At 63.3% G+C, this 15,022-nt stretch carries 12 protein-coding genes; 7 read left to right on the top strand and 5 right to left on the bottom strand.

Annotated features, from left to right (window positions below; all coding sequences use genetic code 11):
• The first annotated feature begins 1 nt into the window (after position 1).
• On the top strand, positions 2–1,612 hold the full coding sequence (locus ACJ70B_RS01620) for a PH domain-containing protein (RefSeq protein WP_408958670.1): 1,611 nt from the start codon (positions 2–4) through the stop codon (positions 1,610–1,612).
• Between the two features lie 20 nt (positions 1,613–1,632).
• The gene (locus ACJ70B_RS01625) at positions 1,633–3,045 is read left to right on the top strand and encodes a class II fumarate hydratase (protein WP_408958671.1); all 1,413 of its coding nucleotides are present in this window, start codon (positions 1,633–1,635) and stop codon (positions 3,043–3,045) included.
• A gap of 194 nt (positions 3,046–3,239) precedes the next feature.
• On the opposite strand, the gene ACJ70B_RS01630 is transcribed toward ACJ70B_RS01625, so the two are convergent.
• Together ACJ70B_RS01630 and ACJ70B_RS01635 are read right to left on the bottom strand one after the other, a co-directional pair.
• Positions 3,240–4,310, bottom strand: a complete 1,071-nt coding sequence (locus ACJ70B_RS01630; RefSeq protein ID WP_408958672.1) for an aminotransferase class I/II-fold pyridoxal phosphate-dependent enzyme — start codon at positions 4,308–4,310, stop codon at positions 3,240–3,242.
• Positions 4,311–4,563: 253 nt separating this feature from the next.
• Positions 4,564–5,640, bottom strand: a complete 1,077-nt coding sequence (locus ACJ70B_RS01635) for a CNNM domain-containing protein (RefSeq protein ID WP_408958673.1) — start codon at positions 5,638–5,640, stop codon at positions 4,564–4,566.
• A 304-nt stretch (positions 5,641–5,944) separates the two neighbouring features.
• On the opposite strand from ACJ70B_RS01635, the gene ACJ70B_RS01640 reads away from it, so the two are divergent.
• The 5 genes from ACJ70B_RS01640 to ACJ70B_RS01660 all read left to right on the top strand — a co-directional run bounded on the left by ACJ70B_RS01640 (position 5,945) and on the right by ACJ70B_RS01660 (position 10,904).
• Entirely contained in the window at positions 5,945–6,178 is a 234-nt protein-coding gene (locus ACJ70B_RS01640; protein WP_408958674.1) for an HVO_2901 family zinc finger protein, read from the top strand.
• Positions 6,179–6,506: 328 nt separating this feature from the next.
• Entirely contained in the window at positions 6,507–6,995 is a 489-nt protein-coding gene (locus ACJ70B_RS01645) for a PH domain-containing protein (protein ID WP_408958675.1), read from the top strand.
• Positions 6,992–8,593 (top strand): PH domain-containing protein, encoded by a 1,602-nt coding sequence (locus ACJ70B_RS01650; protein WP_408958676.1) that lies wholly within the window; start codon positions 6,992–6,994, stop codon positions 8,591–8,593. The genes ACJ70B_RS01645 and ACJ70B_RS01650 overlap by 4 nt, the downstream gene beginning before the upstream one ends.
• Positions 8,594–9,472: 879 nt before the next feature.
• Complete coding sequence (locus tag ACJ70B_RS01655) at positions 9,473–9,868, top strand: DUF5805 domain-containing protein (RefSeq protein WP_408958677.1); 396 nt, start codon at positions 9,473–9,475, stop codon at positions 9,866–9,868.
• Positions 9,858–10,904 carry a tyrosine-type recombinase/integrase gene (locus ACJ70B_RS01660; protein WP_408958678.1) on the top strand — a complete coding sequence of 349 codons (1,047 nt, stop codon included), beginning with the start codon at positions 9,858–9,860 and terminating at the stop codon, positions 10,902–10,904. Before ACJ70B_RS01655 ends, ACJ70B_RS01660 begins: the two co-directional genes overlap by 11 nt.
• 226 nt (positions 10,905–11,130) lie before the next feature.
• Here the strand turns inward: ACJ70B_RS01660 and ACJ70B_RS01665 are convergent, their stop codons facing one another.
• The 3 genes from ACJ70B_RS01665 to ACJ70B_RS01675 form a co-directional block, all read right to left on the bottom strand.
• Positions 11,131–12,057, bottom strand: a complete 927-nt coding sequence (locus tag ACJ70B_RS01665) for a hypothetical protein (RefSeq protein WP_408958679.1) — start codon at positions 12,055–12,057, stop codon at positions 11,131–11,133.
• A 94-nt stretch (positions 12,058–12,151) separates the two neighbouring features.
• Positions 12,152–14,092 carry an AAA family ATPase gene (locus ACJ70B_RS01670; RefSeq protein WP_408958680.1) on the bottom strand — a complete coding sequence of 647 codons (1,941 nt, stop codon included), beginning with the start codon at positions 14,090–14,092 and terminating at the stop codon, positions 12,152–12,154.
• Between the two features lie 69 nt (positions 14,093–14,161).
• A complete protein-coding gene (locus tag ACJ70B_RS01675) occupies positions 14,162–14,995 on the bottom strand; it encodes an MBL fold metallo-hydrolase (protein WP_408958681.1) in 834 nt (277 codons plus the stop codon).
• Positions 14,996–15,022: the final 27 nt, after the last annotated feature.

Genomic DNA, 15,022 nt, shown 5'->3' on the forward strand with positions numbered 1-15,022 from the left:
CATGAACCGCTTACACCCGTTTAGCGCGGTAACGCTCGCTCTCCAGCGCGGCGTCACCGGGTTTTCGATGCCGGTCTTCCTCACAGGAATCGCAAGTATCGTTGGCGTTGGAACCGACTCTGCCGTCGACATATTGTTCGTGCTGGCCCCGATCGGCCTCGTCGTCGGCGTCGCCTACGGTGTCGCGTACTACTACCGGTTTACGTACGAGGCCACTTCGAGCACCTTCGACGTGACCTCGGGCGTCTTCTCCCGGCGTTCCCGCGAGATCCCCTATCGGCGCATCCAGAACGTTGACGTCTCCCAGAGCGTCTTCCAGCGGCTCCTCGGGCTCGCCGTCGTCTCGATCGAGACCGCCGGCGGCGGCCAGACCGAGGCCACGCTGAACTACGTCAGCGAGGACGAAGCCGAGCGCCTTCGATCGGAGATCCGACGGCTAACGGCGAAGAGAGACGCCGAGACAGAGGGCGACGAACGGACGTCCACCACCGCGTCCGACTCGGCCGCCGACGCCGGCGAGACGGCGCGACGAGAGGCCTCTCGAGACGAGGCCGCCCCGATCCGCCTATTCGAACTCGAGGTCCGCGAACTGCTCGTCTACGCCCTGACTTCGTTCCGGTGGGGAGCAGCGGTGTTTCCGATCGCACTGTTGTTCTTCGTCGGCGGAGCCGACACGGGCTCGGGAGCGGTTCCCGAGTTCCTCCTAGTGGCCGCCGAGCCCTTCGGCGGCCCGGAGGCGATCGACGGTGCCGCCGTCGGCCAACTCCTCGTTTTAGCCGCGACCACCGCCGTTCAGTGGACGGCCGCCACCTACGTCGCGAGTGCGATCTACACCGTCGCGAACTACTACGGCTTCCAGCTCGGCCGAGCGGGCGACGACTTCGTCTACGAACGCGGGCTGGTCCAGCGCTTCAGCGGCTCGATCCCCGCCGAGAAGGTCCAGTCGGTCTCGGTCACCGAGAACCCGCTCCAGCGGCTGGCCGGCTACGCCGGTCTCTGGGTCGAGACCGCGGGTTACGGCCCCGACAACGGTAGCGGCAGCCAGTCGGCCGTCCCGATGGCCGGGGCCGACCGCGTCTACCGGTTCGCCGAGAACGTGACCGGCGTCGAGACGCCCCAGTTTCGCAGTCCGCCGGCACCGGCCCGCCGCCGGTATCTCGGCCGGTACACGATCATCGCGGCCGTGATCGTCGCCGCCGCGTTCGCCCTCGCACAGGTGTCGACGTTCGACCGCTGGTATCTCACCGCCGTCGCCTTCGTTGCGGTCCCGCCCGCGGCCCAGCTGAAGTACGCCAATCTCGGCTACTTCGTCGGCGACGACCACCTCGTGATTCGGAGCGGCTTCTGGAAGCGCCGGACGACCGTCATCCCCTACTACCGAATTCAGACGGTCTCGACGCGACGATCGATCTTTCAGCGCCGGCTCGGACTCGCCTCTCTGGCCGTCGACACCGCCAGTTCGCGCACCTTCGCGTGGGGGTCGCCGACGATCTACGACGTCGACCTCGAGACGGCCCGCGAGATCCACGGCACCGGTCGAGAACGGCTTCAGTCGAGCCTGCGTGAGCGCGCTCGAGCGGACGATATCGGGCTTTCGGTGGATTTTACCTGACCGGTCCCGACGCTCCGCGTATGGCAGACGACGACTACCGAATCGAGGAGGACAGCTTAGGCGAGATGCAGGTGCCCGCGGATGCCTACTGGGGTGCCCAGACCCAGCGCGCAATCCAGAACTTCCCGATCTCGGGAATTACGTTCAGTCGTCGCTTCATTCGCGGGCTGGGCGTCGTCAAGAAGGCCGCTGCACAGGCCAACCGCGACCTCGAACTCGTCGACGAGGACGTCGCCGAGGCGATCATCGAGGCCGCCGACGAGGTCATCGCCGGCGAGCACGACGACCAGTTCCCCGTCGACATCTTCCAGACCGGCTCCGGTACGTCGTCGAATATGAACGCAAACGAGGTCATCGCCAACCGCGCCGCCGAACTCATGGGCAGCGAGATCGGTGACCGCGTCGTCCACCCCAACGACCACGTCAACTACGGCCAGTCCTCGAACGACGTGATTCCGACCGCGATGCACGTCGCCTCGCTCGAGGCCGTCGAGAAGGACGTCATCCCGGCACTCGATACCCTCCGCGAAGCCTTAGAGGAGAAAGAGGAGGAGTTCGACGACGTCGTCAAGACCGGCCGTACCCACCTTCAGGACGCGACGCCGGTCACGCTCGGTCAGGAGTTCGGCGGCTACCGCACGCAAGTCGAGAAGGGACTGGCCCGCGTCGACACGGTCCGGAACCACCTCGGCGAACTCGCGCTGGGTGGCACTGCGACCGGGACTGGGCTGAACACTCACGAGGAGTTCCCCGGCCGCGCCGCGGAGTACATCACGAAAGAGACCGGGGTCCAGTTCCGCGAGGCCGACAACCACTTCGAGGCCCAGGCCGCCCATGACGCGATGTCCGAAGCGCACGGCGCGCTTCGCACGGTGGCCGGCTCGCTGAACAAGATCGCCAACGACCTCCGCCTGCTCGCCTCCGGCCCCCGTAACGGCCTCGGCGAGATCGAACAGCCCGAGAACCAGCCCGGCTCCTCGATCATGCCCGGTAAGATCAACCCGGTCGTCGCCGAGGCGGTCAACCAGGTCCACAAGCAGGTCGTCGGCAACGACGCCGCCGTCTCCGCCGGCGCGGCCGAGGGCCAGATCGACCTCAACCTCTACAAGCCCGTCCTGGCCCACAACTTCCTCGAGTCGGCCCAACTCATCGCGAACGCCAGCCAGGTCTTCGGCGAGCGGTTCGTCCGCAAACTCGAGGCCAACGAGGAGTACTGCGAAGCGCGCGTCGAGCAGTCGATGGCGATGGCCACCTCGCTGAACGTCCACATCGGCTACGACAAGGCCAGCGAGGTCGCCAAGACCGCGCTCAAGGAGGACAAGACCGTCCGCGAAGTCGTCCTCGAGAAGGGCTACTTAGACGAGGACGAGGCCGACGAGGTGCTCGATCCCCGGAAGATGACCGAGCGCGGCATCCTCGGGCAGGACGACTGAGTCGCCGACGGCTCTCACAACGGTAGCCAGTGGTACTGTTTCGGTATTCGGTCACGGTCTCGAGTCTGAGTTGCCCAAATCGGTACGTGGAACACGCCTATTGATCACCAGACGCTCCATCGTTTCTAATATATTTTGTTAACTGTGTGAGATACACAGCGCGTAGATCGATTATGAACTCCGGGTGAACCTCATCAACTGTGGGTTTCGATGTGCCGCCCGACCCGCTCGAGACCCTCCACAAGTTCGTTGGTATGGAGACCGAACCCGATTCGGAACCGGTTCGGATATCCGAAGACATCGCCGGGTGCGAGGACGACGCTCTCGGCCTCGAACAGCGACCGACAGAACTCCGTTCCGTCCTCAAACCCGTCAGGAACCGTCGGAAAGCCGTTTACGCCTGTCGGCTCGAACCAGTCGAGATCGTGGCGCTCAACGAACTCGGCGACGCGGTCTCGGTTCGACTTCGCATGAGCACGGTTTGCCGCAAGTATATCGGTCTCTTGCTCGCCGAGCGCCTGTCGAGCAATGTGCTGACCGAGAATCGGTGGTGAAATCGTCGTGTAGTCTTTCCATTTCCGCACTGTGTCTGCGAGTTCCTTGTCTGCGACAACCCAGCCGAGACGCGCACCGGCAAGACCGTACGACTTCGAGACGCCAGCGGTCGAAATCGCTCGCTGCCCGAGCGACGCAGCCGAGGCGTGCGGGTCGTCGGCCAGCATTCGATACACCTCGTCAACGAGGAGGTACGCGTCGTTTTCTTCTACGAGGTCGTACAGCGCTTGTATCGTCCCAGGCTCGAGATATTTACCCGTCGGATTGCTCGGATTCGTAAGGACGACTACCCGAGTCTCTGGACGCATCGCCTCCGCTACAGCATCGACGGAAAGTTCCCATTCCGGGGGTTCGGTTCGGACTTCGGTCACGTCGCCGATAGCGGCGGGCACGCTCGCAAGTGACTGATAGGTCGGTGAGACAACGACGCTGTGATCCCCCTCGTTCAGGAGTGCCATGAACGTGAGGTAGTCGGCCTCTTGCGTTCCACATGTGAGAACCACCTCTTCGGAGTCACGGTCGTAGCGCTCGGCGATCTCAGTGCGAAACGCTGGAGAGCCATCGGTCGGAATGACGTAGCCGAGTTCACCTACGTCGAAATCGAATCGGTCGGCGGGAAGACTTCGAACGCCACTTTCAGCGAGCATCAGGTCAGCGTCCGATTCGTATTCGTCGAGCCACCGTTCTAATTCAAAAGGAGGCAACTCCATATTAGGACATTCCCAGGGCCGAGTCATATGCCCTCCGCATTCAGCAGCTCACTCTTGACAACAGCCAGCGGAACAGAATCTTGCCCCGATAACTGTATTCCCTATACTGAACACCGCTTCAGGGCCAGTGTTGACTACAGCGACGCTCTAATAGTGCCGGTATGCAGTCAGAGAGCCGACTTGCTCAGGGCCGCGCGATCAACACGGAGGGTCCGTTTTCGCGGCCCTGTGGTTGGTTCGTGGCCCGATCCCGTTACCGATCGGCCATCTCGACCTGCTCCTGATCGAGCGGATCCTCGATGTCGCCCATCACGGCCTCGAGCAGGTCTGTCACGGTGACGAGGCCGACGACCTCGCCGTCTTCGATCACGAGCGCGAGTTCCTGATTCTCGGCTTGGAACTGATCGACCGCGTCGCTGACGTCCGCGTCGGGCGAGAGCGTCATCGGCGGGGCCGCGAGTTCCTCGAAGTCGATATCGCCCTCGGCCAATTCTTCGCGGTGACGGACGAAGATCGGGGTATAGACGATCCCACGAAAATCGGTCAGTTCGTCACCGACGAGCGGATACCGCGTCTGCGGTCGGTCCTCCATCTTCCGAAAGTTCTCCTCGGGGCCGTCTTCGGTCGACAGCGTGACGATCTCCTCGGGTGGCACCATCAGTTCGCTGATGGACTGCTCGCCGATCTGGAACGCGTTCATGATCTCTTCGCGCCGTTCCTCCGGTAACTCTCCCTCCTCGAGCACCGATCCAAGCTTGTTCCGGAGGTCGGCGCGGGACTCGATGACGTCCTCTTCGGTCTCGAGCCACGCGCCGGTCATCTCGATCCCGAACAGTTTGAGCGTCCACTTCGCGACGCCGTCGCCGATCCAGATGAGCGGAGAGATGAGCCGGTTGAACCAGTACAGCGGCGCCGCGCCGTACCGACAGACCATCCGCGATCGCTCGACGCCGAGGTACGTCGGCGTCTGCTCGCCGTGCGTCAGGTGGACGAGGTTGATGATCAGAAACGCGAGGACGGCTCCGCCGCCGATCGTCGCCAACACCGTGTTCGCGAAGAACGGCTCAAAGATGGCAGCCAGCGCCGGCTCGGCGACGATTCCGACGGCGATACTCGAGGCCGTGATCCCGACTTGGCACGTGGTGAGATAGATCTCGAGCTCGTCGGTCATCATCCAGGCCCGCTCGAGGGCGGGGTCGCCGCCGACGAACTCCTCTTCGGTGAACTGCCGCGCCCGGGTCAACCCGAACTCGATGGCGACGAAGAAGCCGTTCGCCAGAATAAGCAGAACGCCTGCGATCAGTCGACCGGCGATGACGAGCGTATCCATTACCCCATCCGTTCGCTCTGCGGACACAAATTAGTGGGGAAACCAATGGACGGACGGCGATATCCGACCATTACGGAACCGTCACACAGCGGTGAAGCGAATTCGGGCGATAGTATACCGGACACCGCTGTCTGTGCGATCTACCAACACACGGAATACACGAGTCCGAGTAAACACGGATTCCGCCCATTCTTTTTTGCCGGCCGGTCGCCAGTAAATCGGGGTAGTGACGCCGAACCGGATGCGAATCCGGCGGAATAAAAGAACCCAAGCAGTTTTGATGGAGGCTCGCGTCAGACGAAACATGCACACCTGTCGTAACTGCAACCAGTCGTTCCAGACCGAGCTCGCCCTCGAGTTACACCGAGACACGTGCAAAAAGGGACAACTCTTCTGTCAGGTATGCGGGGAGCGATTCCGAGAGGGGACGGCGACCCAAGACGGCTGGCACTACGAGTGTCCGAACGCGGACTGCGACGGTGACGGTCTCAAAGAGGACCTCTATCGCGTCGAAGACGTCCGCGCCACGACCCACTGACGACTCGCCCCGCTTTTCGCTTCCCGACTCGTCTCGATATCGACGGCCTTGCTTCTCCGGCTCTCGACCGGCCGTCGTCGAGAGTCCCGACCGTTCACTCGGGAATGTACGCCGCCGATTTCGGCTCAGGAACGGCGTTCGAACCGTGTTCGGTGTTTGCGCCGACGAGGTCGGCCGCTGCCATGGCCGTCACTACCCGTGTGATCCGTCTGGATTCGCGCGGTCGAAACGACCGACACCGCTCGACACCGCGTGCGACCGTCCTCTCACTGTCACGACCGGCCCCGCTTTCCAACCCTTTAATCTCGTTTGTTCCGTCACGATCTGTATGGAACGGCTCACTCCGCGAGTGCGGATCGTCTGGCTCCTCCTCGCGATCGTCCGAGCCGCGATCCTCGGCGGGATCATCGTGGGCGCGGCGATCGCAATCACCAGAACCGAACTCCCCAATCCCGCTCCGGGGAGGCTCATCCCGGCCGCGGTTGCACTCGCCGTCTCGGTCGCAGTCCTTCGCGTCTTCGTCGCCTGGCGGCGCTACGGCGTCTGGCGGTTTGCTCTCCGCGACGACGACCTCTACATCAAACGCGGCGTCTTCACCCGGGTCCGGACGGTCGTCCCCTACGTTCGGGTTCAACACGTCGACTCCCGGCGTTCGCCACTCGAGCGGACCGTCGGCCTCTCGACGGTGGTCGTCTACACGGCCGGCTCCCGGAGTTCGGACGTGGCGATCCCCGGGCTGACGCCGACGCGCGCAGAGGATCTTCAGGAGTCGCTGCGCCGACTCGCGATCGAGAGCGCGGGTGAAGACGCGGTATGAAGCAACTCCACCCTGCCTCGGTCGCCGTCCGATCGCTCTCGCGCAGTCTCAACACCGGGTTCGTATTCTTCGTCATCGGCGTCGTCGTCTCACCCGGCGGTAACGGGATGAACCTGCTCTCGGTGTTCGGCCTCGTCGCCGTCGGAATTGTCACGGGCATCGTCTACGAGTTCGCCTACTACCAGCGGTTCCGGTACGAACTCACTGCGGACACGTTCGACGTCACCTCCGGCGTGATATCACGCCGTGACCGCGAACTCCCCCTCGGACGGATCCAGAACGTCGACGTTAGACAGAACGTCGTCGAACGGGTCCTCGGCATTGCCGCAGTCCACATCGAAACCGCCGGCGGCGGTGAGACCGAAGTCAGCCTCCGATACGTCGGTGAGGACGAGGCCCGCCGCCTCAGACGGCAACTGCGACGCGGTGCAACCGCCGAGAGGGACGACGAGGAACGTACCGCCGACGCGCTCGAGGCCGGACGCGCGGATCACCCTACTGAACGCGAACCGAGGACCGTCGAGGACGAGGAGGTCCTGTTCGAGATACAGCCCCGGGAGCTCGCGATCCTGAGCGTCTTCACCATCGATCCGGGGGCCAGCGTATTAGGCGGGATCGCGCTCTCCTTTGCCAGCGGCCTCGATCCAACGATGCTGGTTCCCGCCGACCGTCTCGAGGCCCTCCCGGGGCCCGAAACGGGGGTGGTCGCGCTCGTCTGGGGACTCTTGCTCTTCGCGCTCGCCGCCTGGGTGCTAAGCGCCGCCCTGACGTTCTCGCGGTACTACGGCTTCCGGCTCACCCGCGCCGACGACGAACTCTACTACGAGCGCGGCCTCCTGCAGCGCTACAGCGGGACGATCCCTCTCGAGAAGGTCCAGGTGCTGACTATCTCCGAATCGATCCCCTACCGCTGGTTCGGCTACGCTGCCCTGAGCGTCGAGACGGCCGGCTACGCACCCGGCCAGTCCGGCTCCCGCGGGACGGAGTCCGCCATTCCGCTCGCCGCTGCCGATCGGGTGGCCGCACTTGCACGGGCGATCGAACCGTTCGGACCGGTCGACCTCGAGTCGCCGCCCCGTCGCGCCCGAGAACGCTACGCAGTCCGCTACCTGCTGGTCGTCACCGCCCTCGTCGCCGTCGCGTACCTGATCGCGCGGTACGTGCCGTTCGTCCGGCGGTGGTACGTCGTCGCCGCCCTCGCGGTCTTCGCCCCCATCGCTGCACACCTCAAGTGGACGAACCGGGGGTTTCGCGTCGGCGATCGGTACTTCCTCACTCGAATGGGATTCTGGCGGCGAACGACGAAGGTCGTTCCGCACTACCGGGTGCAGGCCGTCCTCCACGAGGCGACGATCTTCCAGCGCCGCCGAAGCCTCGCCAGCGTGACGGCCGACACCGCCAGTTCCGCCTCGTTTTTCGGTCGGGCCGCGACAGCGTACGATATCGACGCTGAACGGGGGCTCGAGCTACAGGCCGAAATCGAAGCACGACTGCAGGAACGGCTTCGCGTGCGAAAGCGACAGGGAACGAGCGGTCAGTGGGTGGAGGATTCGAACGAGACGGCCGACGATGGAACGGCCGACGACAGCGAACCCTGACTCGGAACTGGTGTTTTCGATCGCTCTGTCCGACACCTCTGTATATCGAAATGAAGTTTATTAGTTCGGTAGCCGACGTCGATACTGCGTTCGGCTTGCAGGGTAGTTACCGCAGATCGGTCACGATCGACAGCTGTAGAAGGTATGACGAATTCTTCAGACTGGTTCGCAGACGATGTTACCGGCCTCACGGCACCCTCGGATTAATACAGCACGAATATTCTCTCAGACTATCTGTAAGGCCTTTGAACCAGTCTGTCGGAATAGACTATCACCTGTATAGAGGACCAGACCGTGAGCATGCACGACGGTTGTTCTCGCTCTCACTGAATCGGAACCGACGGCAGTAGTCGGCCCCAACATGGGAGCCGCTAGTGTCGACAGCGGTCGGCGTAGCGCCGGACGGATCAATCCCGAGATCGGCCGCCGTGGCACGACGGCCACTCGAGAGAGTGGCTCAACAACGTGCGAGAAACGCGACCACGTGGGTGACGTTCGTCATTCGGATACTCGCTAGGACGACGATGTCGCACTCAACCCTACTGCGACGGTCTCCCTAACCGACCGACATTGAAAGGTAATAACCGACGCCGATACGCTCACCCCCAGCCGTGTTCGCTGAACGAGTCAGTGAGCGAAGGATACCGAGTGCGTTCGAACCCGCGTTACTTCGATCGAAGCGGCTCCCTCTCCCGGACAGATATCCCAAACAGTAGGCCCATACTGGTAAATCTAATATCCGGAACTATGTCCCAGTAACTGGCTTAATCTAAATTCAAGACACCGTCTTGCGCGCCAATTTTGGTACACTAGATAAGATAAATATACTTAGATCGAATGATGGAAAGACTGAAGATCATCGCGTCTTATGAACGAGACATGGGTGACTCGGCGGACACATCTCGAAAATCTGTTAAAACGTACGTGCCGGCCTACCAGAAGTCCGAGTGGCAATCTCACGCCGATGACCTCGAGATGAGCCAGAGCGAGTTCGTCCGGACGATGGTGCAAGCCGGTCGAAAAGGATTCGAACCCGACACGACGGAACCCGATTCTTCGGACCCAGACCCCGGGGGTAACGACCTCGAGACACGGGTCCTCAAGCTATTGTCGGCTGACACCTACTCGTGGGACGAACTCCTCGAGACGGTCTCGGACGACATCGAGTCGCGACTGGACGCGACCCTCGAGCGACTACAGGCGGATAACCGAATTCGATACAGCGGTCGCCACGGCGGGTACACCACGGTCGACGGAGGCGGCGATGGCGACTGAGCCCGGAGCCGCCACGCCGGCGGACGTCGACGATCCAATCGCGTACTTTCTCGACGACCAGCGGTATCACGGCAAGAGCGAACGAACGCTCGAGGCCTACGAGCGCGTCCTCCGTCAATTCGAGGCGTTCGTCGCCGAGCGCTTCGGGGTCGACGCCGTCGGAACCGCCGAGCGTCGCGAGTGTATGGCCTGGATTCACTCGCTACGCGGCGAGTTCGAGGACAGCACGATCGCCTCCTACGCGTCGTATCTCAACCGATTCTACGACTACATGACCCGCGTCGGCGTCTTCGACGACAATCCCATGGCGCTGGTCATGGAGGAGATGTCCGAATCGATCGATACGAATCCGACCAGACGCGACATCTCGGTCGGCGAGATGCGGTCGTTCGTCGCCGATATCGGCCATCCCCTCGAGCGAGCCGTCGTCGTCACCCTGTTGAAGACGGGGATGCGCGTCGGCGAACTTTGTAATCTCGATCTGCGCGACCTCCACCTCGAGACGCCCGAGATCGACCTGAAGTGGACGCCCCGCGTCGGGCTCGAGCGCCGACCCTCGTCGCTGTTCGTCTCGTCCGAGCCAGCTCGCGGGACGACCGTCAACGGCGAGGAGCGGACGGCCTCAAACAAGCGAAAACGCGACACCGTCGTCCCGGTCGATGGGGAGCTTCGGCAGGTGTTGCTCGAGTGGCTGGCGATCCGTCCGGACGCGGTATCGTCGGCACGGCCGCTCTTTCTCGACACCGGCGATTCGTGGGGCGAGCGGCTGACGCCGTCGGACGTGCGCTATATCGTCGAAAAACACGCTCGGGACCGTGGCTGGTACCGGACCGGCGGCGGGACCCAGGAGAACGTCACGCCCCACTACTTCCGGCACTTCTTCACCACGCATCTCCGAGATCGGACGGGCGATCGAGGGATCGTGCAGTACCTCCGCGGTGATGTCGCCGGCGACGTGATCGATACGTACACGCACAACTGGGGCGACCGCGTCCGGGAGACCTATCTCGACTGTATCTACACCGTTACCGAATAAGCGCCACTATCGACCTCTGGACCGTTCAAACGCCAGAATATGCCGGATAGACTAGTAGTCGCTTCTTTGTTTCCTTCTCTAACAGAGGAATTTTTGGCCATTGTTCTTACTACGGGTGTCGAGAACCTACCTTCTAAATCATATATCGCTATATTAACTCACCGTTCCTCGAGCGCTCGCTCGCGGCTGCGACGTGACGTCCGACCGTCCTTTAGTACGAGGGCTGTTATCGATCGACTGCGAGTGCCGTCTCGAGATCGCCGCCGTTCAACAGCGAACGAACGAGATCGACGGTCGCGGTCGTCTCGGCGGCGTTCTCGAGCAACACCGTCTCGCTGGGGAACAGCCGTTCGCCGAGCAAGAGGCCGTGATCGCGGGCGGTCGAGCCGGTGACGGTCAGATAGACGCCCAGCCCTGCGTCGGCGATGGCTGCCTCTTCTTCGCGGCCCTCTTTGGGGTACCGGAAATCGATCCCGTCGAGCGTCCGCGTTCCCAGCACTGCCTGCACGAGTCGCTCGTATCTCGGTTCGATACAGAGCGAGCCCTCGTAGTTTTCGAGGAAGTCACGATCGATCGATTCCGCCGACGGAGTGACCTCAGGCGTGGCCAGCAACGTGTGGTAGACGGTGTCGCCGAGGCCGGTGACAACCTGCACGTCGGTGTCGGACGGATCGATCCGCGCGTTCACGTCGGCGATCCGCCCGAGTGGCTCCGGTCGCAACTCGACGACTTCCTCTAAGACCAGGTCGGCGCTGTCGAAGCCGAGCGCGAACTCGTGGGTGCGAAGCGCGCGGAAGGGTTCCTCGCGGCCGACGAGTTGCACCGCAGCATCGTTCGGTGTGGCCTCGACACCGTCGAGTGGAACCGTGACGCTGTCGAAAACGATCCGTCGCGGTTTTCCGGCGCGGTCATCGCGAAGCAGCGTGTATTCGGGCTCGGTCGGGTCGTCGACGGTGCTGTAGTCTGCGAGACGATGGTAGACGTCCGCCTCGTCGGCGTCGATCGTTCCTTTCGTGAGCGCCTTCTCGTGGCGGAGTGTCGACGTAATGTCGTCCGCGAGGTCGGGAACGTCGAGGCGCTCTGCAAGCCGGTCGAGCACCGACTCGAGCGGCCGCCCCTTCCGTGGTACAGCGATCGGTATCGTCTCGCCCATCGCTCGGTTCTCGACTGGCGGCGGATAAACGAGTTGTGTTTCAGGAACGGTCGTCGTGGTCGAAACCGTCTCGCCATCGAGAACGGTGGCCGCCCTATTCGGAGAACATCGACCCGAGCTGGTCGCGCCACTGCTGAATCTCTGTCACGTCGCTGCGAACGTTCGCTAAGTCGTCCTCGACGTCCTCGATGTCGTCTTCGAGGCCTGCAACGTCGTCCTCGACCGCTTCAACATCGTCTTCGACGTTCTCGATGTCGCCTTCGAGACCTGCAACGTCATCCTCGACCGCTCCGACGTCGTCTTCGAGGCCTGCCACATCGTCCTCGACGCCCTCGAGATCGCCCGCAACCCCTTCGACATCCTCGTCGACGGCGTCGATATCGGCCTCGAGGTCGGCGTTCCAGTCGCTGAGGTCGTCGACGTCACTCTCGAGATCGTCGACTCGCGAGTCCGTCTCGTCGAGTCGGTCGTCTACGGACGCGAGTTCGTCCTCGAGGGTGCCGAGTTCGTCTTGTAACTCTTCGAGGAGCTGTGCGCCGGTGCCGTTCTCCTCAAGGAACGTCTCGATGGCGTCGGTGTAGGCAGCGAGTTCCTCGACGCGAGACTGGAGGTGTTCGACTTTCGCGATGTCGGGACTGGACGGCTCGAGGTCGAGTTCGGCTCGGACGGCCTCGAGGTCCTCGTCGTCGACGGTTCCGTCTCGGATCTCGGTCGCGAGACGGGCTGCGATCGAGCCGTCAAACGCGGGAGCGGTGCTCGTCGCTGCCGCTGCGGTCGGCTCGACACCGGCCGTGTCGGACGCCGCGTCCGCCTCGTCCGGGTCGGGCTCTGCGCTGGTCTCGTCGGTCGCGCCGTCGGCAGCGGGTTCAGTCGGCTCGGAAGCCGTTTCGTCCTGTCCCGTCTCATCGGCCGGCGCGTCGGCGGCTGCCGCGGTGGTCGGCTCCGCCGACGGCGATTCCGGTTCCGTTCCTGACTCGTCGAGTCCCGTCTCTGCTCCGGATTCGTCGGACTCCGCTACGCTCGGTTCGCTGTCAGCGTCGCCGGTAGTCCCTTCGGTCTCGGCCGTATCGGTATCGACGGTCAGATCGCCGTCAGCGTCGGCGGCCGACTCGTCGAGACCGAGGTCGATCTCGGGTCCGGACTCGGTCGCCGTATCGTCGGTCGCAGTCGCTTCGTCGTCGAGGTCGTCAGCTGCTGTCTCTGCGCCGGCCGCCGAATCGGCTGCGCCAGTATCGAGATCAAGTTCGACGCTTGGCTCGTCGTCGGCCCCCTCGTCGGCCGTGTCGATCGAACTCTCGTCCGTCTCGGACCCCGGAATTTCCTCTTCCTCAAAACCCAGATCAATGTCCGGCGCGCCGTCCTCGCCGTCATCGGCCGCCGCGTCGGCCGCGTCAGCCGCGTCGTCGACCGGATCGGGATCGATATCGCCGAGGTCGAGATCGAGTCCGCCGGAATCGTCCGGCGTGTCGGCGGCCGCGGTCGGTGCCTCCTCGGATTCGTCGCGCTGAGATGAGTCTGTGCCGTCGGCCGATTCCCCGTCCTCGAGTCCGGGGACCGAGTCGGACTCGCCGGAAATCATGTCCTTGACGGGGCGATTGCGGTCCTCGGAGACGATACTGCCGATGACCTCGTCGTCGACCTCGTCGGCTTCCGACTCGCCGTCGTCGCCAGCGCCGTGCTCGACGATCGTCGGTTCGGTGAGGAACTCCGCGGCTCGGCTTTCGTCGTCGAGTTGGATGCCGTAGACCGTTTCGAGGCGCTCGTTGGGTTCGAGCGTGGCGGTGAACTCGACGTGGTTGTCTTGAAACGCCGTCCAGTCGTCGCTGTGATAGTCCGGGTGAAACCCGACTTTGTCCATCGGGAACGAGGCAGGGATATCTTCCGAGAGCTGAAACGTGACCGGGGCGTCGCGGTCCGATTCGATCTCGAATCGGATCGCAGGGACGGGAAACTCGTCCGCTGCGAACGATTTTCTGACGGCGATCCCGTCGATACTGACCTCGACCACGTCGTCCGTGTCGGCGGTGCTACTCATATGAGACCAACGTTACCATACCATTACTATAAATCGTGCGGACGGACTTATATCCGAACGACGACCGGTTTACAGCTCGACTCGATCGCCAATCTCGACGAGTTCGAGCCGCTGCGGATGCTCGAAGCTCGTGGCGTGGTGGTGTAACACTGTCGGGTCGGCGGTGAGCCCCTTCCACATGTCCCAGTGGCTCGGCAGGAGCCGCTCGCACTCGAGGGCGGCGGCGCACTCGACGATCTGGTTCTCGTCGTTGTACCAGCGCGTTCGTTTTGGCTCACGGGTCTGCTTGTCGGGAATCTGCCCGACGGTCCCGAACGCCAGCGCCGCGAGGTCGATCTCGTACTCGTCGCCGAGCCGCTCGAATTCGTCGCTCGGTTTCGTGTCTCCGCCGTGGAAGAACGTGCCGGCTTCGTGTTCGAACACGTAGCTCACGGGGTGGGTCGCGTCGGGGTCGTTCGCCGGCTCGACGTGGACCGTGAACTCACCGATCTCGAGGGTGTCGCCCTCGGTGACCTCGCGGAGTTGATCTCCGGTCACGTCCCACTTTTCGGTCCACGTCTCTTCGTCGCGAGCGACCGCGATGCTGGCGTCCGGCCCGTAGAACGTCGCACCCGTGTTCTCGAGGATCGGAGCCTGACTCGGCCCGTGGACGTGGTCTGTGTGTTCGTGTGTCACGAAGACGGCGTCGGCCTCGTCGACGTCGGCGGGATCGAACGGCACGGGAATCATCCGGATCGTCCGCGGCGGATCGCCCAGGCCGAGGTACGGATCGATGTGGATCGTCGTTCCGTCGTTGCCCTTGACGATGAAGCCGTTACAGCCGAGATACCAGACCGCCACGCCGTCCGGATTCGCGTCCGCGACATCGTTGACGAGCCAGTCGTCCCAGTCGCTGTGAATCATGTGCGTGGATGCGCGGACCGGCCGTGT

This window comes from Natrinema sp. 74 (genome assembly GCF_046097095.1).
Classification (GTDB): Archaea; Halobacteriota; Halobacteria; order Halobacteriales; family Natrialbaceae; genus Natrinema.